Consider the following 21062-nt stretch of genomic DNA (forward strand, 5'->3'; position numbering starts at 1 on the left):
TAAATGATGACAGACACTGTACAGCGCGATAGCGCCCTGCTGGTGCATTTTACGCTGAAGCTGGAAGATGGCTCGACAGCGGAATCAACGCGCGCCAACGGCAAACCCGCGCTGTTTCGTCTGGGCGATGGTAGCCTGTCGGCAGCGCTGGAGCAGGAACTGCTGGGACGTAAAGTCGGCGATAAGCACGGCTTTACCCTGGCACCGGAGGATGCCTTCGGTGGCATCAGCCCGGACCTGATCCAATATTTCTCCCGTCGTGATTTTATCGATGCGGGAGAGCCGGAAGTCGGTGCCATTATGCTGTTCAGCGGCATGGGTGGCAGCGAGATGCCGGGGGTGATCCGTGAAATCTCGGGTGATTCCATCACCGTGGATTTCAACCACCCGCTGGCGGGGCAGCGCATTCAGTTTGAAATTGAAGTGCTGGAGATCGATCCGGTGCTGGAGGCCAGCGATGCAAATCCTGTTAGCTAACCCACGCGGCTTCTGCGCGGGCGTGGATCGCGCCATTAGTATCGTCGAGCGCGCGCTGGAAATGTACGGCGCGCCTATCTATGTTCGCCATGAAGTGGTGCATAACCGCTACGTGGTGAGCAGCCTGCGCGAGCGCGGTGCCATCTTTATCGAAGAAATCAGTGAAGTGCCGGATGACGCCATTCTGATCTTCTCGGCCCATGGCGTGTCGCAGGCAGTTCGTGCCGAAGCGAAAGCGCGTAACCTGACCATGCTGTTCGATGCCACCTGTCCGCTGGTGACCAAAGTGCATATGGAAGTGGCGCGTGCCAGCCGTAAAGGCGTTGAAGCCATTCTGATTGGTCATGCCGGGCATCCGGAAGTGGAAGGCACCATGGGGCAGTACAGCAACCCCAACGGTGGCATGTATCTGGTGGAATCGCCGGAAGACGTGTTCAAACTGGATGTCAAAGATGAAAGCAACCTGTGCTTTATGACCCAGACCACGCTGTCGGTGGATGATACTTCCGATGTGATTGACGCGTTGCGTCAGCGCTTCCCGGCGATCATCGGTCCGCGTAAGGATGATATCTGCTACGCCACGACTAACCGCCAGGAAGCGGTACGCGTGCTGGCGCGTGACGCTGAAGTGGTGCTGGTGGTCGGTTCGAAAAACTCTTCCAACTCCAACCGTCTGGCCGAACTGGCGCAGCGTGCCGGTAAACTGGCAAAGCTGATCGATTCTGCCGACGATATTCAGGAAGAGTGGGTGAAAGGCGTGACCACCATTGGCGTGACGGCGGGGGCTTCTGCGCCGGATATTCTGGTGCAGCAGGTGATTCAGCGTCTGCGCGAGTTCGGCGGCGAAGCGGCGATTGAGCTGATTGGCCGTGAAGAAAACATCGTGTTTGAAGTGCCAAAAGAGTTGCGCGTAGAAGTTCGCAACGTACAGTAATCCCTTCCCCGTAACGGCGCGATGTATCGCGCCGTTACACCATTCCGCGCAGACCCATTTCCACCTGGTGAGATTGCTTTTACTGATAATCTGACGCGGCTGGCATAAAATTCTTATTATCCCTTTTTTATTGTGGCGTGACTGTTATCTCACCGTTAACCTGTTTGCGCTTTGCATGCATAGATTTGTATCAGGAATGAATAAATATGAGTGAAATCCGCATTGCCATTGTTGGTGCGCCGGGTCGTATGGGACGCAATTTGATTCAGGCTGCGCAGCAGGCGGAAGGCGTGGTGTTGGGTGCCGCGCTGGCTCGCAGCGGTTCATCGCTGATCGGTAGCGACGCCGGTGAACTGGCGGGCATCGGTAAAACCGGGGTGTTGGTCACCGCCGATTTACAGCAGGTCGTGGATGATTTTGACGTGCTGATCGACTTCACCCGCCCGGAAGGCACGCTGGAGTACCTGGCCTTTTGTCGCCAGCACCAGAAAGCGATGGTGATTGGCACCACCGGTTTTGATGAAGCCGGTAAAGCGGCGATTCGCGCGGCGGCGGAAGAGATTGGCATCGTGTTCGCCGCAAACTTCAGCGTCGGCGTGAACCTGGTGCTGGAGCTGCTGAAACAGGCGGCAAAAGTGATGGGTGATTACGCCGATATTGAAATCGTCGAAGCGCATCACCGTCATAAAGTTGATGCACCATCAGGGACGGCGCTGGCAATGGGTGAAGCCATTGCTGAAGCGATGGACTGGAAACTGGACGAGCACGCGGTCTACGCGCGTGAAGGCCATACCGGTGAGCGCAAAGCGCAGACCATAGGTTTTGCTACCGTCCGTGCAGGCGATATCGTCGGTGAGCACACCGCGATGTTTGCAGATATTGGCGAACGCGTAGAGATTACCCACAAGGCTTCCAGCCGCATGACCTTTGCAAATGGAGCCGTTAAAGCCGCTTCCTGGCTTAAAGACAAGAAATCTGGCCTTTATGATATGCGTGATGTGCTGGATTTATCGATGTTGTGAGTGTTGTGAACCATCGTGATGTGGTTATTTCAATCGGTAAGGCATTGATTGGATAGGGCAATATTATTATTGCCCTTTATTTTGTCTTTAAAATGATGGTTATGTATCTGTTTTAGTTTGAAGTGTGTTTTTTACTGTGTTTGTGGTCGATTTTTATCCGGTAAATCCTCATTTTTGACCATTTGGTCAAAAATTTTCTCCCGCTAGCACCATTTTAAGATTATTTCCGCCTCGCAACCGTTTATTTTTCCCAGTTGTCTCTCTCTTTTGTCGCTTATTGTGGTTTTTAACATTCAGTTGCCCGAAAAAAGCAAAAAAATACCGTCTCAGGGTAGACAAGGTGCAGGTCGATCATTAGAATGCGCGCAATTTGCCAAAAATCGACCAGTCAGGCGGTTTTTGCATTGATTCAGGACAGTATTTTGAATTAATATGCAAATATTGTGACTGTTTATTCCCTGGAGGATGTTTTGATTAAGTCAGCGCTCTTGGTTCTGGAAGACGGAACCCAATTCCACGGTCGGGCCATCGGGGCAACGGGATCGGCAGTGGGGGAGGTCGTTTTCAACACGTCAATGACCGGTTATCAAGAAATCCTCACTGATCCCTCCTATTCCCGCCAGATCGTCACCCTCACTTATCCCCATATCGGCAATGTTGGCGCTAATGCAGCCGACGAAGAATCCAGCCAAATTCACGCTCAGGGCCTCGTTATTCGCGATCTGCCGCTGATTACCAGCAACTTCCGTAGTGAAGAAAGCCTGTCAGCTTATTTGCAGCGCAACAACATCGTCGCCATTGCCGATATCGATACCCGCAAGCTGACGCGTCTGCTGCGTGAAAAAGGGGCACAGAACGGCTGCATCATCGCCGGTGACAAACCGGATGCCGCGCTGGCATTACAGAAAGCGCAGGCGTTCCCCGGTCTGAAAGGCATGGACCTGGCGAAAGAAGTGACGACGGCCGAAACCTATGCCTGGCAGCAGGGGAGCTGGACGCTGCAAGGTGACCTGCCGGAGCAGAAATCGGCAGAAGAATTACCGTTCCACGTTGTCGCCTACGATTTTGGCGCCAAGCGCAACATTCTGCGCATGCTGGTGGATCGCGGTTGCCGCCTGACGGTGGTTCCGGCGCAAACTTCAGCGGAAGAAGTACTGAAGCTGAATCCGGACGGTATTTTCCTCTCCAATGGTCCGGGTGACCCGGAGCCGTGTGACTACGCGATCAACGCCATTCAGGCTTTCCTGAATACCGACATTCCGGTATTCGGCATCTGCCTCGGCCATCAGTTGCTGGCGCTGGCGAGTGGTGCGAAGACCATCAAAATGAAACTGGGCCATCATGGCGGTAACCATCCGGTCAAAGATCTCGACAACAATACCGTGATGATCACCGCACAGAACCACGGTTTCGCCGTTGATGAAAGCAACTTACCGGCAAATCTGCGTGTGACCCATGTGTCACTGTTTGACCAGACCGTGCAGGGCATCCACCGTACCGATAAATCGGCCTTCAGCTTCCAGGGACACCCGGAAGCCAGCCCAGGCCCGCACGATGCAGCACCGCTGTTCGATCACTTTATCGAACTGATCGAAGCCTACCGTTCTAACGCGAAGTAATCAGGAGCTAACGATGCCAAAACGTACAGACATAAAATCCATCCTGATCCTTGGCGCAGGTCCGATCGTTATCGGCCAGGCATGTGAATTTGACTACTCCGGTGCGCAGGCGTGTAAAGCGCTGCGTGAAGAGGGCTACCGCGTCATTCTGGTGAACTCTAACCCGGCAACCATTATGACCGACCCGGAAATGGCCGATGCGACCTATATCGAGCCGATTCACTGGGAAGTGGTACGCAAAATTATTGAAAAAGAGCGCCCGGATGCGGTACTGCCGACCATGGGCGGCCAGACAGCGCTGAACTGTGCGCTGGAACTGGAGCGTCAGGGCGTGCTGGCAGAGTTCGGCGTGACCATGATTGGTGCCACCGCCGACGCCATTGATAAAGCCGAAGACCGCCGTCGTTTTGACGTGGCGATGAAAAGCATCGGTCTGGATACCGCGCGTTCGGGTATCGCCCACACCATGGAAGAAGCGCTGGCCGTGGCCGAAGACGTTGGCTTCCCGTGCATTATCCGTCCTTCTTTCACCATGGGCGGCACCGGTGGCGGTATCGCGTATAACCGTGAAGAGTTTGAAGAGATTTGCGAACGCGGTCTGGATCTGTCACCGACCAATGAGCTGCTGATTGACGAGTCGCTGATTGGCTGGAAAGAGTACGAGATGGAAGTGGTGCGTGATAAAAACGACAACTGCATCATCGTCTGCTCCATCGAAAACTTCGATGCGATGGGGATCCACACCGGTGACTCCATCACCGTGGCCCCGGCTCAGACCCTGACCGACAAAGAGTATCAAATCATGCGTAACGCCTCGCTGGCGGTACTGCGTGAAATCGGCGTCGAGACGGGCGGTTCCAACGTGCAGTTCTCGGTTAACCCGAAAGATGGTCGCCTGATCGTTATCGAAATGAACCCGCGCGTATCACGTTCTTCGGCGCTGGCCTCCAAAGCGACCGGTTTCCCGATTGCCAAAGTGGCGGCGAAACTGGCGGTGGGCTTCACTCTCGACGAACTGATGAACGATATCACCGGTGGCCGTACCCCGGCCTCGTTTGAGCCGTCCATCGACTACGTTGTGACCAAGATTCCTCGCTTCAACTTCGAGAAATTTGCCGGTGCCAACGATCGTCTGACTACCCAGATGAAATCTGTTGGTGAAGTGATGGCGATTGGCCGTACTTTCCAGGAATCGATGCAGAAAGCACTGCGCGGTCTGGAAGTGGGCGCCAACGGTTTCGACCCGAAAGTAAGCCTGGACGATGCCGAAGCGCTGACCCGTATCCGCCGCGAGCTGAAGGATGCCGGTTCCGACCGTATCTGGTACATCGCGGATGCGTTCCGTGCGGGCATGTCCGTGGATGGCGTCTTCAACCTGACCAATATCGACCGCTGGTTCCTGGTGCAGATTGAAGAGCTGGTCCGTCTTGAGGAGCAGGTCGCGCGTGAAGGCGTGCAGTCGCTGGATGCGACATTCCTGCGTGCGCTGAAGCGTAAAGGTTTCGCCGATGCGCGCCTGGCAACCCTGGCTGGCGTCGCAGAAGGTGAAATCCGTAAACTGCGTCAGCAGTTCAACCTGCACCCGGTTTATAAGCGTGTCGACACCTGTGCGGCAGAGTTCGCCACCGACACTGCTTATATGTACTCGACTTATGAAGAAGAGTGCGAAGCCAATCCGAATCAGGATCGTGACAAAATCATGGTGCTGGGCGGCGGTCCGAACCGTATCGGCCAGGGCATTGAGTTTGACTACTGCTGTGTCCATGCGGCGCTGGCGCTGCGTGAAGATGGTTTTGAGACCATCATGGTTAACTGTAACCCGGAAACCGTATCAACTGACTACGACACCTCTGACCGTCTCTACTTCGAGCCGGTAACGCTGGAAGACGTGCTGGAAATCGTGCGTATCGAGCAGCCTAAAGGCGTGATCGTGCAGTACGGCGGTCAGACTCCGCTGAAACTGGCGCGTGCGCTGGAAGCGGCGGGGGTGCCGGTTATCGGCACCAGCCCGGATGCCATTGACCGTGCGGAAGACCGTGAGCGTTTCCAGCAGGCGGTTGAGCGTCTGAACCTGAAACAACCGGCCAACGCCACCGTCAGCACACTGGAGCAGGCGGTAGAAAAAGCGGTTGGTATCGGTTATCCGCTGGTGGTGCGCCCGTCCTATGTACTGGGTGGCCGTGCGATGGAAATCGTGTACGACGAAATCGACCTGAAGCGCTACTTCCAGACGGCGGTATCGGTTTCTAACGATGCGCCGGTACTGTTGGATCGCTTCCTCGATGACGCGGTTGAAGTGGATGTGGATGCGATTTGCGACGGCGAGCGTGTGCTGATTGGCGGCATCATGGAACACATCGAGCAGGCGGGGGTTCACTCCGGTGACTCAGCCTGTTCACTGCCGGCTTACACCCTGAATGCGGATATTCAGAACGTGATGCGTCAGCAGGTAGAAAAACTGGCGTTCGAACTGAACGTGCGTGGTCTGATGAACGTGCAGTTCGCGGTGAAGGACAACGAAGTTTACCTGATTGAAGTGAACCCGCGTGCGGCACGTACCGTACCGTTCGTTTCCAAGGCGACCGGTGTTCCGTTGGCGAAAGTGGCTGCGCGTGTGATGGCCGGTAAAACCCTGGCTGAGCAGGGCGTCACCAAAGAGGTGATCCCGCCGTACTACTCCGTAAAAGAAGTGGTGCTGCCGTTCAACAAATTCCAGGGCGTTGACCCGATCCTCGGCCCGGAAATGCGTTCTACCGGTGAAGTCATGGGTGTCGGTCGTACCTTCGCTGAAGCCTTCGCAAAAGCGATGCTGGGTGCGCAGAGCAACATGAAGAAATCAGGCCGTGCGCTGCTGTCAGTACGCGAAGGCGATAAGAAACGTATCGTTGACCTCGCAGCAAAACTGCTGAAGTTTGGTTTTGAGCTAGATGCGACGCATGGTACGGCGGTGGTACTGGGTGAAGCCGGGATTAACCCGCGCCTGGTGAACAAGGTGCATGAAGGTCGTCCGCATATTCAGGATCGCCTGAAGAACGGCGAGTACACCTATATCGTTAACACCACCGCAGGTCGTCAGGCGATTGAAGATTCCAAGCTGATTCGCCGCAGTGCGCTGCAGTACAAAGTTCACTACGACACCACCCTGAACGGCGGTTTTGCTACAGCGATGGCGCTGAATGCGGACCCAACCGAGAAGGTGATTTCCGTGCAGGAAATGCATGCGCAAATCAACGGTTGATCTCTGAACGATTGTTACAAATAACGGCTCCGAAAGGGGCCGTTTTTTTCGCTATTGTTAATTGGTGCATAACATTAGTTTATGACAATATTATGATTTTAAGATTTTTTAGCGGCTGGTGCGGTATTTATTGTCTACACATTTATTAGCACGAATTTATAAATAGAAAGCGATACCGCTAGCCTTAGTATTCCAGTCGCTCATCTTTTCGAGCTTAACTGGGATAGATATAAAAAATGAAAATGCGTGCTTTCACACTCACCGCCATTGCTGCGCTGGTCGCAGCGGCTCCTCTCGCCAGCCAGGCTGAAGTGACTCTTCTGAAGGCGGATCCGCAGGCTAACGATCCGCTTAGCCGTCTTACCTTCCAGGTCGGCGGTAGTATTCGTCCGCAGTTCCTGCATCAGAACGGCGTGAACGACAAATCATATAAGCGTAATGGCTATGATGGCGGTTCCCGTTTCCGTTTCTCTGCGGATTACTACCTGTTTGATGATATTAGCTGGGTAAGTTACTACGAGCTGGGTGTTAACTTCCCGGCGTGGTGGGGATGGGATAACCACCATGCAGATGGTGCAAACAACACCACCCGCCGTCAGCTGTATACTGGCCTGAAGAGCGCCACCTGGGGTCAGCTGACCTTCGGTCAGCAGAACAGCGTTTACTATGATGTGGTCGGCGCGAAAACAGATATCTGGGACTACGATATGCTGGCCCAGGCACCTACCGTTGGTATCAACGGCGACTACGACGGTTCCTACCGTGCTCGTAAACAGCTGAAATACAAAAATACCTTCGGCAAGGTTGATGTTTATGCCTCCTACCTGTTTAACGATAATGAACTGTTACGCGGCAACAACCTCCGCTATAAGCGTAAAGGCGGCGGTTCACTGGGCGTGGATTACCACATCACCAAAGATCTGACCTGGGGTACCGCGTGGAACTACACGCGTGCTGAAATGCGTAATACCTCAACGGGTGATGACAAAAATTACGACCAGAACATCTATGGTACGGCTCTGAGCTGGAAACCGGATAACTGGACGCTTTCTGCTGGTGTTGGCTGGTATCAGAACTTCTCGCCAACAGGTATTAAGAATGCCCAGAATTACTTTGCTGACGATGCCTGGGGTGTGGAATACTTCGCAGGCTACAAGTTCCCGATTGGTCAGTATGCGGTGAAATCTATTCAGCCGTACTTTATGGGTGACCGTCTGCAATACGTTAATGGTCGCAACTACCAGCGTATCGACAACGGCCTGGGTGTCTCGTTCCAGCTCGACTACGGCTTCCGTGTTGACTACGAATACGTGATCACTTCCAGCACCGACAAGTCTCTGGGTAACGTCAATCTGGTGCGTCTGCGCTACGATTTCTAACCCTGTTAAAACGGCTCCTGCGGGAGCCGTTTTCTTTTGTCGCACACAGTGCGCTTTTCTTTACAGGCGCATACACGCCAGATCCTCTTTTCACGCTGCCTTGTACCGTTTCACCACCCATTTATGGCGCCTCTTTCGGAAATTGGTGAGAAAAGCGGTGTAAAACTCTGTCCAATAACAAAAATGCGGTGGCAAAGGAGCTTTACGTAAATAGCGAGTTCGCCCTATCGACGAAAGTTTCGCCTTTACGTATGATGGCGCCAATTTTTTTCCTGTAGGTCTTTTAACATGATTAGTCTGATCGCGGCACTGGCAGCGGATCGCATCATCGGTATGGAAAACGCCATGCCCTGGAACCTGTCGGCTGATTTAGCCTGGTTCAAACGTAACACCCTGAATAAGCCGGTGATCATGGGTCGCCTGACCTTTGAATCGATTGGCCGTCCGTTACCGGGACGTCTGAATATTGTGGTCAGCAGCCAGCCGGGCACCCATGATGGCGTGACCTGGGTAACGTCACTGGAAGATGCGGTCAATGCCGCGGGTGATGCTGAAGAGGTGATGGTGATTGGTGGTGGGCGTATTTATGAGCAGATGCTGCCGCGCGCCGATCGTCTCTATCTCACCCATATCGATGCGGAAGTGGAAGGCGACACCCAATTCCCGGACTACGAACCGGATGAGTGGCAGTCAACCTTCAGTGAATTCCATGATGCCGACGCCCAGAACTCACACAGTTACTGCTTCGAGATTCTGGAACGCCGCCGTTAATTAACGGCAGCTCGGTTTATCGCGCGGATGGCACAAGACGCGCGATAAACCGCGGCGCTACGGATGGGGATGTGTTGCGCTCTGCGCCATCGCCTGTTCGCGGTTAGAGTGCTGGACGTAATATTGCTGCGTTTCCCAGTGCAGCAAAGTTAGCGTGCCACCCCAGCAGCAGCCGGTATCAAGACCGATAATCCCTTCCGGTGTACCTTTGCCTTCCAGCGATGCCCAGTGGCCAAACACCACGGTGTAATCCTGCGCGACCGGACTCGGGATCTTAAACCAGGGTTTGAGCGGGGGTGGGGCGGATTCCGGCGCATCTTTGCAGATCATATCCAGCTGACCATTCGGGAAGCAGAAACGCATACGCGTCAGCGCGTTGGTGCTGAAACGCAGACGCGACAGTCCGCTAAGTTCCGGCGTCCAGTTATTCGGCATATCGCCATACATGGCATCGAGGAACAGTGGATAACTATCGCTGGAAAGCACCGCTTCGACTTCGCGCGCGCAAATTTTTGCCGTCGCCAGATCCCACTGCGGCGTGATGCCCGCGTGCGCCATCACCAGCTTTTTCTCTTCATCCACCTGCAATAACGGCTGGCGACGCAGCCAGTTAATCAGCTCATCGGCATCGTCAGCTTCCAGCAAGGGGGTCAGGCGATCTTTCGGTTTATTGCGGCTGATACCGGCAAACACCGCCAGCAGATGCAGGTCGTGGTTGCCCAGCACCAACCGTACGCAATCCCCTAGCGATTTCACATAGCGCAGCACGTCGAGAGAACCAGGTCCGCGCGCCACCAGGTCACCGGTCAGCCACAGGGTATCCTGTTGCGGATCGAAATTAACCTGTGCCAAAAGGGCACGAAGCTCATCGTAACAGCCGTGAATATCGCCAATCAGGTATGTACTCATTACGTCAGTCCGGTTAAAACGCGCCGCCCGGACGGGCCGGGCGGAGAAGGATTAGTGGATGTGGGTTTGTACCGCAAGCCGGAACACCGGGATCTCGACAAAGAACTCTTCACCTTCCTCGTCGATCATTACGTAGTGGCCTTGCATGGTGCCCATCGGCGTTTCAAGGATCGCGCCGCTGGTATATTGAAATTCGTTGCCCGGGGCGATATGAGGCTGTTCGCCAACCACACCTTCGCCCTGAACTTCGGTCTGGCGGCCATTACCGTTGGTGATCAACCAGTATCGGCCACGCAGCTGGACGCTGTTGCGTCCCAGATTGCGGATGGTGATGGTGTAGGCAAACACGTAGCGCTCCTCGTCAGGTGACGATTGCGACTCCACATACAGGCTTTGTACCTGGATACAGACGCGGGCCAATTCACTCATGCACTCAGTTCTCCGGGGTTGCTGCCTGATGATTGCCAAGCCAGTTGGCCAGTTGACAATATTGCGCCACCGAGACGTTTTCTGCACGCAGGGTCGCATCAATATTCAGTGCATCCAGCGCACCCGCAGTAAACAGGTGACTGAGACTATTGCGCAGCGTTTTACGGCGCTGACCAAAGGCTTCAGTCGTAATGCGGCTGAGCAGACGCACATCACTGACCGGATGTTGCGGCTGGGTAAAGGGCACCAGGCGTACCACCGCAGAGTCCACTTTAGGCGGTGGTGTGAAAGATTGTGGCGGCACTTCCAGCACCGGAATCACCTGACAATAATACTGCGCCATCACGCTGAGTCGACCATAGGCTTTGCTGCCCGGTCCGGCCACCAGACGGTTGACCACTTCTTTCTGCAGCATGAAGTGCATGTCTTTAATCGAACCAGTATAGCTGAAAAGGTGGAACATCAGCGGGGTGGAAATGTTGTACGGCAGGTTGCCGAAAACACGCAACGGCTGGCCTTTCTCCTGCGCCAGCGCAGAGAAATCAAAGGTCATCGCATCCTGCTGGAAGATGGTCAGTTTAGGACCGAGGAACGGATGCGTTTGCAAACGTGCGGCAAGGTCGCGGTCCAGTTCCACCACGGTCAGTGCATCCAGACGCTCGCCCACCGGCTCAGTCAATGCGCCAAGGCCAGGGCCGATCTCCACCAGGGCTTCACCTTTTTGCGGATGAATGGCGGAGACAATGCTGTCGATAATGTACTGATCGTTCAGGAAGTTTTGCCCGAAACGTTTACGGGCGTAATGCCCCTGATGGACGCGATTATTCATTACTGCTCTTGATCATAGTGATGGCGAGGTTAAGCGCCGTAATAAAGCTGCCCGGTTCCGCCTGGCCCAGTCCGGCCAGTTCCAGCGCGGTACCGTGGTCAACGGAGGTACGGATAAAGGGCAGGCCCAGCGTAATATTCACCGCACGGCCAAACCCCTGAAATTTTAGCACCGGCAAGCCCTGATCGTGATACATCGCCAGCACCGCATCTGCATGTTGCAGATATTTGGGCTGGAACAGGGTGTCAGCGGGGAGCGGGCCGGTTAATTGGATGCCTTGCTGGCGTAATTCGTCCAGCGCCGGAATGATGGTATCGATCTCTTCGCGGCCCATATGGCCACCTTCGCCCGCGTGTGGATTCAGACCGCAGACGAAAATATGCGGATTCGGCAGACCGAATTTCTGCTGCATATCGCGATGCAGAATGGTGATCACTTCATGCAGGCTGTCACGCGTGATGGCTGCTGAGACATCTTTGAGCGGCAGATGCGTGGTTGCCAGTGCCACCCGCAGTTCTTCGGTAGCCAGCATCATTACGACACGGTCACCGCCAGCGCGATCGGCAAAAAACTCGGTATGCCCGGTAAAGGGGATACCAGCATCGTTGATCACACCTTTGTGCACCGGGCCGGTAATCAGGGCAGAAAATTCGCCATTCAGACAGCCGTCACAGGCGCGCGCCAGAGTTTCCAGCACGTAGTGGCTGTTGGCGACCGTTAACTCACCGGGGGTGACAGGCTGGGCGGTATCGACCTGTAACAGCGTCAGCGATCCAGCCTGTTGTGGCTGGGGCGCGACGCCGGGCTGGTAATCACGCAGCGTCAGCGGTAAACCTAACTGCGCGGCACGGCGACGCAACAACTCGCCGTCGGCACACACCACCAGTTCAACTGGCCAGTCACGCTGAGCCAGTTGCACGGTTAAATCAGGACCAATCCCGGCAGGTTCGCCGGGAGTGATCACCACACGATAATTACTGACCATTGTTATCCAGAATCTTCACGTAAGCACTGGCGCGCTGTTCCTGCATCCAGGTTTGCGCTTCTTCCGCGAATTTACGGTTAAACAGCAGACGATAGGCACGTTCTTTCTGCGCGGCGTCAGTTTTATCAACCTGACGGGTATCCAGCAGCTGAATCAGGTGCCAGCCGAACGAAGAGTGAACCGGCTGGCTGGTCTGGCCTTTCTGCAGACGCATTAACGCATCGCGGAATGCCGGATCAAAGGCTTCCGGAGAGGTCCAACCCAAATCGCCACCCTGGTTCGCTGAACCCGGATCGTCCGAATACTGTTTGGCAGCAGCAGCGAAAGTGATCTTACCGCTGCGAATATCAGCGGCGATCTCTTCCAGCTTGGCGCGTGCCTGGTCGTCAGTCAGGATCGGTGACGGTTTCAGCAGGATGTGACGTGCGTGCACTTCGGTGACGGAGATGTTTTTGCTCTCACCACGCAGATCGTTCACTTTCAGGATATGGAAGCCAACGCCTGAGCGGATGGGACCGACCACATCACCTTTCTTCGCGGTTGCCAGTGCCTGAGAAAACAGGGTCGGCAGCTCTTCAATTTTGGCCCAACCCATATTGCCGCCTTTCAGCGCCTGCGGATCAGCAGAATAGGTCACCGCCAGTTTGCCGAAGTCAGCGCCTTTTTTCAGTTCACCTACCAGCTGATGAGCCAGTGCTTCCTGATCATCAACCTGTTTCTGCGTCGGGTTTTCCGGCAGTGGCAGCAGGATCTGGCTCACGTTCAGCTCAGTACCCTGAGTGTTCTGTGAACCCACCTGCTTCGCCAGCGTATCCACTTCCTGCGGCAGAATGGTGACGCGACGACGGACTTCGTTGTTACGCACTTCAGAGATCATCATCTCTTTACGGATCTGTGCACGATATTCGTTGTAGTTGATACCGTCGTAAGCGATGCGGCTGCGCAGTTGATCGAGGGTCATATGGTTCTGCCCGGCGATGTTCTGGATGGCTTCGTCCAGCTGCTGGTCGCTGACCTGCAGGCCCGCTTTTTCACCCATTTGCAGAATGATGCTATCCATGATCTGGCGCTCAAGGATCTGATGACGCAGGGTGTTGTCATCCGGCAATTGCTGATGGGCCTGCTGTGCCTGTGCTTTTACTGTGCGCAGCATGCTATCAACGTCACTCTCCAGCACCACGCCGTTATTCACCACGGCGGCAACTTTGTCTACCATTTGCGGGGCTGCGAACGCGGTGTTAGCGACAACCGCCACACCAAGAATCAGCATTCTCCAGTTCTTCATACTTTATCCATTGTTGTTTCCGCACTGCGGGATAGCCTGTCAAACATCACAACATCAGAAACCCTGCTGGTAAGGGATAATGCCCTGACGCAGCATTTGATGGGTGCCTAAGCCATAGTCGGAGCTAAGGCCACGTAGCTCAATGTTGAATGAGATTTGGTTGTCATACTTACTTTCGTTGTTTTCCCAACCGTTGATTTTGCGCTCGTAGCCAAGACGGATCGCGTAGCAGCAGGAGCTATACTGCAGGCCCAGTAACTGATCAGCCGGTTTGCTGTTGCGGGTGTCGTAGTAATACGCACCCACCAGCGACCAGGCATCAGCAATCGGCCAGCTGGCAGTCGCACCCACCTGGGATATCCCGTTTTTATAGATCGGGTTAGTCAGCAGACTTGAATCATTCAGCGCCTGCGCCACGTATTCCGGGCTGCTGTAGCGGTAGCTCAGCTGCACCATACGGTCGGCGTCCTGACGATACTCCAGCACCGCATTGCCCTGCGCTACGTTATCAAGGCGGGTATCGTATTGCAGCCCGCCACGCACGGCCCAGCGATCGCTTACCTTCCAGTAAGTGTCACCGGCCCAGATCAGGCTGCCGGTGTCATCTTCATCACTGGTCTGGTTAACACCAGTCCGCGATGGGGTAAACGAGTAGATTTGACCCACAGAAACGTTAAAACGTTCAACCAGATCGTTATCATAAATTCGGGTGGTGACACCGGTTGCCACTTGATTGGCCGAAGCGATGCGATCGAGGCCACTGTATGTGCGATCGCGGAACAGACCGGTGTAGTCGGTTTGCAGCAGCGTTGAGTCATACGGGTAGATACTGCTCTGGTCACGGTACGGAATATAGAGGTACTGTACGCGCGGTTCCAGCGTCTGGGTGTAGCCCTCAGCCCAGTCCATATCGCGGTCAAACACCAAACGCCCGTCCACTTTAAACTGTGGCAGCGTGCGGTTGACGGAATCTTTCAGCAAACCGCTGGCGGTGCGATCGTATGATGCGCTGTTGTAATAATCGAGGCCGTCCTGCTGGTAATGCGTGGCGAGGAATTTGGCTTCGGTATCCAGACTGGCCCAGCCATTCGACAACGGCAGATCCAGCGTTGGTTCGATATGCAGACGTGTCGCTTCTGGCATTCGGCTATTCACGTTGGTGAATTTCACCGCTTGCGCATAAATATGCCCATCAAAGGGTCCGATATCGTTCTGATAGAAATTCAGATCGAGCTGCGGCATCGCGCGATAAATATTGCTGGTACTGGTGCTGCCAAAGACCTGGAAATCTTTGGTGGAGAGCGTCGCGTCCCAGTTGGTATCCGCATAGCCTGCGCTGAATTTCTGCGTCGCATAACCATCGGTGGAGCTGTAGTACTTCGACGTGAGATCGGTGAAGTAGTAAGGATCGCTGACTTTGGTGTAGTCGGCGTTGAAACGCCAGTGTTGATCGTAAACACCAGCGTGACGCCAGTAGAACAACCAGCGATCGGAGCTGGCATCCTGCGAAATGCCGCGCACCGCTTTATCGTTATCGTACTGTTTGTCTGATGGCAGATAATCGAATTCCATCAAACCGCCACCGAACTCGCTCAGATAACGGAATTCGTTCTGCAACTGCATGCCGCGCTTGCTCATGTAGTGCGGCGTAATGGTCGCATCGGCCTGCGGCGCAATGTTCCAGTAATACGGCAGCATGAACTCGAAGCCATTGGTGCTGCTGTATTTTGCGTTAGGGATCAGGAAACCGGAACGACGGCGATCGCCAATCGGCAGCTGCATATATGGGCTGTAGAACACCGGCACGTTGCCCAGTTTGAAGCGTGCGTTCCAGATCTCCGCCACTTCTTCCTGACGATCCTGAATCACTTCAGAACCAACCACGCTCCAGCTATTGGAGCCAGGCAGACAGGAGGTAAAGCTGCCGTTTTCGAGGATGGTATAACGATTGTCGCCGCGCAGTTTCATCTGGTCAGCATCACCACGCCCCTGACGGCCCACCATTTGATAGGTACCGTTCCAGACGTTGGTGTCTTTGGTATTCAGATTCGACCAGGCTTTCGGACCTTTCAGGATGACCTGATTGTCGTCGTAGTGCACATTACCCAACGCATCGACAGTACGCACCGGGGTGGTTTGCCCATCCTGCTGGCGCTGATGCAGCTGAACTTCGTCGGCATTCAGGCGGCTGTTACCCTGCTGTACATCGACATTGCCGGTGAACACCGCGTCGTTGGGATAGTTCCCTTTAGACGTGTCAGAATGAATCGTGACGGGCAGCGAGTTCGTGTCTTTACTCTCCACCAACGGGCGGTTGAAGCTCGGCACGCCCAGCATACACTGCGACATTAAGTCGTCGGCCAGTGAATACTGACTGTATAACGCTGCACCAATCATGGTAGCCAGCACGGTAGGTATACGTTTTTTCATACGCGGTTTCGATAATTCCATGAAAACTGGCATCATGCCGACAATCCGGTCAGAGACTAACTTACTGCCCGGCGTTGCGCCAGTGTTAATCCTTGTCTGTCCGCGTTGCCGTTAGGCGCTGAGGTAAATGACAGGTATGATAATGCAATTTTCAGCCGCAAGCATGGCGAATTGAGGAGTTTATGCGCTACTGGGGAAAAGTAATTGGTCTGGCTCTGGGCTTGCTATCCGGGCTGGGCTTTTGGGGCATCGTACTGGGTCTCATCATTGGCCATATGTTTGATAAAGTGCGCAGCGTTAAAGGACAAGGCTATTTCGCCAACAACCAGACCCGCCAGACACTGTTTTTTAGCACCACTTTTCAGGTGATGGGCCATTTGACCAAGTCAAAAGGGCGCGTCACGGAAGCGGATATCCAGATTGCATCCTTATTGATGGACCGGATGCAGCTGCATGGTGATGCGCGTACCGCCGCGCAGCGTGCTTTCCGTGAAGGGAAACAGGGTGACTATCCGTTGCGTAATAAATTACGTGAACTGCGCAGCGCCTGTTTTGGTCGTTTTGATCTGATTCGGATGTTTCTGGAAATTCAGATCCAGGCGGCATTTGCCGATGGTTCACTCCACCCGAATGAACGGCAGGTGCTGTACGTGATTGCCGAGGAGCTGGGCATTTCGCGCATGCAGTTTGACCAGTTCCTGCGCATGATGGAAGGTGGCCAGCAGTTTGGCGGTGGCGGTTCTTCTTACAGCGGTGGAGGATTCCAGCAGGCCAAACGGGGTCCGACGCTGGAAGATGCCTGTAGTGTGCTGGGTGTGAAAAGCAGTGACGACAGCACCACCATCAAACGTGCTTACCGTAAGCTGATGTCGGAACATCACCCGGATAAGCTGGTGGCGAAAGGGCTACCGCCGGAGATGATGGAGATGGCGAAGCAGAAAGCGCAGGAAATTCAGGCAGCTTACGATCTGATTCGTAAGGAAAAAGGATTTAAATAAATCCTTTTTCCTCCTGTAGCGGCGCGATTTATCGCGCAGGTTTTTCCCGCCCCGCGCACGGAATTGCGCGATAAATCGCGCCGCTACAGAGTATTGGAGTCAGAAATCCGCGGGCTGACGAAACGTCATACTGTTACCAAACGCCGGATGGGTGATGGTCAGCGATTCGGCATGCAGCAGCAGGCGCGGAGCCATCGCCAGCGCTTCCGGTGGCGCATAGAAGCGATCACCGAGAATCGGATGGCCCAGCGCCAGCAAATGCACGCGTAGCTGGTGCGAGCGTCCGGTGATCGGCTTCAGCGCCACGCGCGCGCTGTTATCCGCGTCATACGCCAATACCTGATATTCCGTCTGCGCCGGTTTTCCCGTCTCGAAACACACCTTTTGCTTTGGCCGGTTCGGCCAGTCACAAATCAGCGGTAGATCGATCAATCCCTTTTCCTGCGCCGGGTGGCCCCAGACGCGTGCGACATATTGTTTGGCGGGTTCGCGCTCACGGAACTGGCGCTTCAGCTCACGTTCCGCCGCTTTGTTCAGAGCCACCACGATCACGCCGCTGGTGGCCATATCCAGACGATGCACCGATTCAGCCTGCGGATAATCGCGCTGAATGCGCGTCATCACGCTGTCTTTATGCTCATCGAGGCGGCCCGGCACCGACAGCAAACCACTCGGCTTGTTGACCACCATAATGTGGTCGTCCTGATACAGGATATGCAGCCAGGGTTCGAGCGGGGGGTTATAAGGTTCCATCAGCAGTTCCGTAAGGGGCCTGACGGCCCCGTTCAGTTATTGGTGCGTCACTACAATCAGACGTAACGCATCAAGACGCCAGCCTGCTTCACCGAGGCTTGCCAGCACCTGACGACGGTTGCTTTCCACTGCCTCAACCTCATCGTCACGGATGTTAGGGTTGACGGCACGCAGCGCTTCGAGGCGCGACAGCTCCGCACTCAGCTTCTCATCGGCTTCCACTTTTGCTGCGTCGATGACCGCCTGCGCTTCCGGCACCACGGCGCTTTCGGCCAGCGTCAGAATCTGATGCACATCCTGCTGGACAGCATTAACCAGCTTGCTGCCGGTATGACGATTCACCGCGTTCAGCTGACGGTTAAAGCTTTCGAACTCCACCTTCGTCGCCAGATTGTTGCCGCTGCGATCCATCAGCAGACGAACCGGCGTCGGTGGCAGGAAGCGGGTCAGTTGCAGATGTTTCGGTGCCTGGGCTTCCACGACGTAAATCATTTCAACCAGCAGGGTGCCGACCGGCAACGCTTTGTTTTTCAGCAACGACAGCGCACAGCTGCCGGTATCGCCGGAAAGAATCAAATCCAGCCCGTTGCGGATCAGCGGGTGCTCCCAGGTAATGAACTGGGTATCTTCGCGCGAGAGTGCCTGGTTACGGTTGAAGGTGACGGTGCAGCCATCTTCCGGCAGGCCAGGGAAATCCGGCACCAGCATATGATCGGACGGCGTCAGCACGATCAGGTTATCGCTACGATCTTCCTGATTGATGCCAACGATATCGAACAGGTTGAGGGCGAAATTGACCAGACCGGTATCGTTGTCCTGCTCGGCAATGGCGTCGGCCAGCGCCTGGGCGGCATCTCCCCCGTTGGAGTTTTGCTCCAGCAGACGGTCGCGTCCCTGTTCCAGCTGGATTTTCAGCTGGTCATGCTGTTTGCGACACTCAGTGATAAATTCATCCAGCCCCTGTGGATTTTCCGGTGCTGCCAGGTATTCAATCAGCTGATTGTAAACGCTGTCGTAAATGGTGCGGCCGGTTGGGCAGGTATGCTCAAACGCGTCCAGACCTTCGTGGTACCAGCGCAGCAGCACCGCCTGAGCGGTTTTTTCCAGCCACGGCACCAGAATCTGGATATCGTGCATCTGGCCGATACGGTCGAGACGGCCAATACGCTGTTCCAGCAGGTCCGGGTTGAACGGCAGGTCAAACATCACCAGTCGGCTGGCGAACTGGAAGTTGCGGCCTTCAGAACCGATTTCCGAGCACAGCAGCACCTGCGCGCCATCTTCTTCGGAGGCAAACCAGGCAGCGGCACGGTCGCGTTCAATGATCGACAAGCCTTCATGGAAAACTGCGGCACGAATGCCTTCGCGTTCGCGCAGAACCTGCTCCAGTTGCAGCGCGGTGGCGGCTTTGGCACAAATCACCAGCACTTTTTCTTTGCGATTGCTGGTGAGGTAGCCCATCAACCATTCGACGCGGGGGTCGAAGTTCCACCAGGTGCCGGTATCACCTTCAAATTCCTGATAAATCTGTTCCGGGTAGAGCATGTCACGTGCGCGTTCTTCGGCGCTTTTGCGTGCGCCCATAATGCCGGAGACTTTAATCGCCGTCTGATACTGCGCGGGCAGCGGCAGGCGGATCTGGTGCAGTTCGCGTTTCGGGAAGCCTTTGACGCCGTTACGGGTGTTGCGGAACAACACGCGGCTGGTGCCGTGGCGATCCATCAGCATTGAAATCAGTTCTTTACGTGCGTCTTCTTTGCCTTCGCGATCGCTGTTCGCCACCTGCAACAACGGTTCGATATCCTGCTCACCGACCAGATCGTTAATCAGGTTCATCTCATCTTTGGAGATCGATTTGTCGGCCAGCAGCGTGCTGACCGCATCCGCCACCGGACGGTAGTGCTGCTGTTCGGCGACAAACTGGCTGAAATCGTGGAAGCGATTAGGATCGAGCAGGCGCAGACGGGCAAAGTGACTTTCCAGGCCGAGTTGCTCCGGTGTGGCGGTCAGCAGCAGCACGCCGGGGGTTTGTTCCGCCAGCTGTTCAATCACCTGGTATTCGCGGCTTGGTGCGTCTTCGCTCCATGCCAGATGGTGCGCTTCATCCACTACCAGCAGATCCCAGGCGGCATCGGCCAGCTGTTCCAGACGCTGTTTGTTGCGGCGCACAAAATCGAGGGAGCAGATGATCAGTTGTTCGGTATCGAACGGGTTATCGCTGTCATGCTGGGCTTCGGTGTAGCGACCGTCATCAAACAGCGCAAAGCGCAGATTGAAGCGACGCAGCATTTCCACCAGCCACTGATGTTGCAGGGTTTCCGGCACCACAATCAGCACGCGCTCAGCCCTGCCTGCCAGCAGTTGTTGCTGGATGATCATCCCGGCTTCGATGGTTTTACCGAGGCCCACTTCATCGGCCAGCAGGACGCGGGGAGCGTGGCGACGGCCAACATCGTGCGCAATGTGCAGCTGATGCGGGATCAGGTTAGTACGCATGCCGCGCAGGCCGCTGGTGGGCAGGTTGTACTGTTCACTCTGATATTTACGGGCGCGGAAGCGCAGCGCAAAGCGGTCCATACGGTCCAGCTGACCGGCGAACAGGCGGTCCTGCGGTTTGCTGAACACCAGCTTACTGTCGAGCATCACCTCGCGCATCATCACGTTAGCTTCTTCGGTATCGAGGCGCGTGCCGATGTAGGTGATTAAATCGTTTTCGTTGCGAACTTCGTCAACGCGCATCTGCCAGCCTTCGTGGCTGGTGACGGTATCACCCGGATTGAAGATAACGCGGGTAACAGGAGAATCGTTACGGGCATACAGGCGGTTTTCGCCGGTTGCCGGAAACATCAGGGTGATCATGCGCGTATCCAGCGCAACTACCGTGCCCAGTCCCAGTTCACTTTCCGTATCACTTATCCAGCGTTGACCCAGTGTAAAAACCATATATTTTTTGCTCGACTCTCTGTCATGTCATGAAGATGTGCACCCGCTCTCAGGCAAAGCA

The 21062-nt window shown here is 55.0% G+C and carries 16 protein-coding genes; 8 read left to right on the forward strand and 8 right to left on the reverse strand.

Annotated features, from left to right (window positions below):
- The first annotated feature begins 6 nt into the window (after positions 1–6).
- From fkpB to folA, 7 genes are all read left to right on the forward strand, one after another.
- A complete protein-coding gene (gene fkpB / locus HA50_RS03325) occupies positions 7–477 on the forward strand; it encodes an FKBP-type peptidyl-prolyl cis-trans isomerase (protein WP_084872576.1) in 471 nt (156 codons plus the stop codon).
- A complete protein-coding gene (gene ispH / locus HA50_RS03330) occupies positions 458–1411 on the forward strand; it encodes a 4-hydroxy-3-methylbut-2-enyl diphosphate reductase (protein WP_084872579.1) in 954 nt (317 codons plus the stop codon). The genes fkpB and ispH overlap by 20 nt, the downstream gene beginning before the upstream one ends.
- Before the next feature lie 206 nt (positions 1412–1617).
- Positions 1618–2433: a 4-hydroxy-tetrahydrodipicolinate reductase gene (dapB, locus tag HA50_RS03335; protein WP_084872582.1), complete on the forward strand. Its 816-nt coding sequence runs from the start codon at positions 1618–1620 to the stop codon at positions 2431–2433.
- 470 nt (positions 2434–2903) lie between these two features.
- The gene (gene carA / locus HA50_RS03340) at positions 2904–4052 is read left to right on the forward strand and encodes a glutamine-hydrolyzing carbamoyl-phosphate synthase small subunit (protein WP_084872585.1); all 1149 of its coding nucleotides are present in this window, start codon (positions 2904–2906) and stop codon (positions 4050–4052) included.
- Between the two features lie 13 nt (positions 4053–4065).
- The gene (carB, locus tag HA50_RS03345) at positions 4066–7290 is read left to right on the forward strand and encodes a carbamoyl-phosphate synthase large subunit (protein ID WP_084872587.1); all 3225 of its coding nucleotides are present in this window, start codon (positions 4066–4068) and stop codon (positions 7288–7290) included.
- Positions 7291–7526: 236 nt separating this feature from the next.
- Positions 7527–8669 carry a porin gene (locus tag HA50_RS03350; RefSeq protein ID WP_084872589.1) on the forward strand — a complete coding sequence of 381 codons (1143 nt, stop codon included), beginning with the start codon at positions 7527–7529 and terminating at the stop codon, positions 8667–8669.
- A 288-nt stretch (positions 8670–8957) separates the two neighbouring features.
- A complete protein-coding gene (gene folA / locus HA50_RS03355; RefSeq protein WP_084872592.1) occupies positions 8958–9440 on the forward strand; it encodes a type 3 dihydrofolate reductase in 483 nt (160 codons plus the stop codon).
- 57 nt (positions 9441–9497) lie between these two features.
- On the opposite strand, the gene apaH is transcribed toward folA, so the two are convergent.
- From apaH to lptD, 6 genes are read right to left on the reverse strand one after another with little or no spacing between them, the layout of a single operon-like run.
- A complete protein-coding gene (gene apaH, locus HA50_RS03360; protein ID WP_084872595.1) occupies positions 9498–10349 on the reverse strand; it encodes a bis(5'-nucleosyl)-tetraphosphatase (symmetrical) ApaH in 852 nt (283 codons plus the stop codon).
- Between the two features lie 51 nt (positions 10350–10400).
- Entirely contained in the window at positions 10401–10778 is a 378-nt protein-coding gene (apaG, locus tag HA50_RS03365; protein ID WP_084872598.1) for a Co2+/Mg2+ efflux protein ApaG, read from the reverse strand.
- Positions 10779–10782: 4 nt separating this feature from the next.
- Positions 10783–11607 (reverse strand): 16S rRNA (adenine(1518)-N(6)/adenine(1519)-N(6))-dimethyltransferase RsmA, encoded by an 825-nt coding sequence (rsmA, locus tag HA50_RS03370; RefSeq protein ID WP_084872600.1) that lies wholly within the window; start codon positions 11605–11607, stop codon positions 10783–10785.
- Positions 11600–12592: a 4-hydroxythreonine-4-phosphate dehydrogenase PdxA gene (pdxA, locus tag HA50_RS03375; protein WP_084872602.1), complete on the reverse strand. Its 993-nt coding sequence runs from the start codon at positions 12590–12592 to the stop codon at positions 11600–11602. Before pdxA ends, rsmA begins: the two co-directional genes overlap by 8 nt.
- Positions 12582–13877, reverse strand: coding sequence for a peptidylprolyl isomerase SurA (gene surA, locus HA50_RS03380; protein WP_084872605.1), 1296 nt, complete (start codon positions 13875–13877; stop codon positions 12582–12584). Before surA ends, pdxA begins: the two co-directional genes overlap by 11 nt.
- A 54-nt stretch (positions 13878–13931) precedes the next feature.
- Positions 13932–16307 carry an LPS assembly protein LptD gene (lptD, locus tag HA50_RS03385; RefSeq protein ID WP_084878314.1) on the reverse strand — a complete coding sequence of 792 codons (2376 nt, stop codon included), beginning with the start codon at positions 16305–16307 and terminating at the stop codon, positions 13932–13934.
- A gap of 182 nt (positions 16308–16489) precedes the next feature.
- Here lptD and djlA point away from each other — a divergent pair, with 182 nt between their 5' ends.
- The gene (gene djlA / locus HA50_RS03390; RefSeq protein ID WP_084872607.1) at positions 16490–17305 is read left to right on the forward strand and encodes a co-chaperone DjlA; all 816 of its coding nucleotides are present in this window, start codon (positions 16490–16492) and stop codon (positions 17303–17305) included.
- Between the two features lie 99 nt (positions 17306–17404).
- On the opposite strand, the gene rluA is transcribed toward djlA, so the two are convergent.
- Together rluA and rapA are read right to left on the reverse strand one after the other, a co-directional pair.
- Entirely contained in the window at positions 17405–18064 is a 660-nt protein-coding gene (rluA, locus tag HA50_RS03395) for a bifunctional tRNA pseudouridine(32) synthase/23S rRNA pseudouridine(746) synthase RluA (RefSeq protein ID WP_084872614.1), read from the reverse strand.
- 30 nt (positions 18065–18094) lie between these two features.
- Positions 18095–21001: an RNA polymerase-associated protein RapA gene (gene rapA / locus HA50_RS03400; RefSeq protein WP_084872616.1), complete on the reverse strand. Its 2907-nt coding sequence runs from the start codon at positions 20999–21001 to the stop codon at positions 18095–18097.
- Positions 21002–21062 lie beyond the last annotated feature (61 nt).

It is taken from the genome of Pantoea cypripedii, from assembly GCF_002095535.1.
Taxonomy (GTDB): domain Bacteria; phylum Pseudomonadota; class Gammaproteobacteria; order Enterobacterales; family Enterobacteriaceae; genus Pantoea; species Pantoea cypripedii.

Excerpts from the sequence above, each read along its gene's own strand:
- fkpB (WP_084872576.1), top strand. The coding sequence starts at position 7 with ATGACAGACACTGTACAGCGCGATAGCGCCCTGCTGGTGCATTTTACG.
- ispH (WP_084872579.1), top strand. The coding sequence starts at position 458 with ATGCAAATCCTGTTAGCTAACCCACGCGGCTTCTGCGCGGGCGTGGAT.
- dapB (WP_084872582.1), top strand. The coding sequence starts at position 1,618 with ATGAGTGAAATCCGCATTGCCATTGTTGGTGCGCCGGGTCGTATGGGA.
- carB (WP_084872587.1), top strand. The coding sequence starts at position 4,066 with ATGCCAAAACGTACAGACATAAAATCCATCCTGATCCTTGGCGCAGGT.
- HA50_RS03350 (WP_084872589.1), top strand. The coding sequence starts at position 7,527 with ATGAAAATGCGTGCTTTCACACTCACCGCCATTGCTGCGCTGGTCGCA.
- folA (WP_084872592.1), top strand. The coding sequence starts at position 8,958 with ATGATTAGTCTGATCGCGGCACTGGCAGCGGATCGCATCATCGGTATG.
- apaH (WP_084872595.1), bottom strand. The coding sequence starts at position 10,349 with ATGAGTACATACCTGATTGGCGATATTCACGGCTGTTACGATGAGCTT.
- apaG (WP_084872598.1), bottom strand. The coding sequence starts at position 10,778 with ATGAGTGAATTGGCCCGCGTCTGTATCCAGGTACAAAGCCTGTATGTG.
- rsmA (WP_084872600.1), bottom strand. The coding sequence starts at position 11,607 with ATGAATAATCGCGTCCATCAGGGGCATTACGCCCGTAAACGTTTCGGG.
- pdxA (WP_084872602.1), bottom strand. The coding sequence starts at position 12,592 with ATGGTCAGTAATTATCGTGTGGTGATCACTCCCGGCGAACCTGCCGGG.
- surA (WP_084872605.1), bottom strand. The coding sequence starts at position 13,877 with ATGAAGAACTGGAGAATGCTGATTCTTGGTGTGGCGGTTGTCGCTAAC.
- lptD (WP_084878314.1), bottom strand. The coding sequence starts at position 16,307 with ATGAAAAAACGTATACCTACCGTGCTGGCTACCATGATTGGTGCAGCG.
- djlA (WP_084872607.1), top strand. The coding sequence starts at position 16,490 with ATGCGCTACTGGGGAAAAGTAATTGGTCTGGCTCTGGGCTTGCTATCC.
- rapA (WP_084872616.1), bottom strand. The coding sequence starts at position 21,001 with ATGGTTTTTACACTGGGTCAACGCTGGATAAGTGATACGGAAAGTGAA.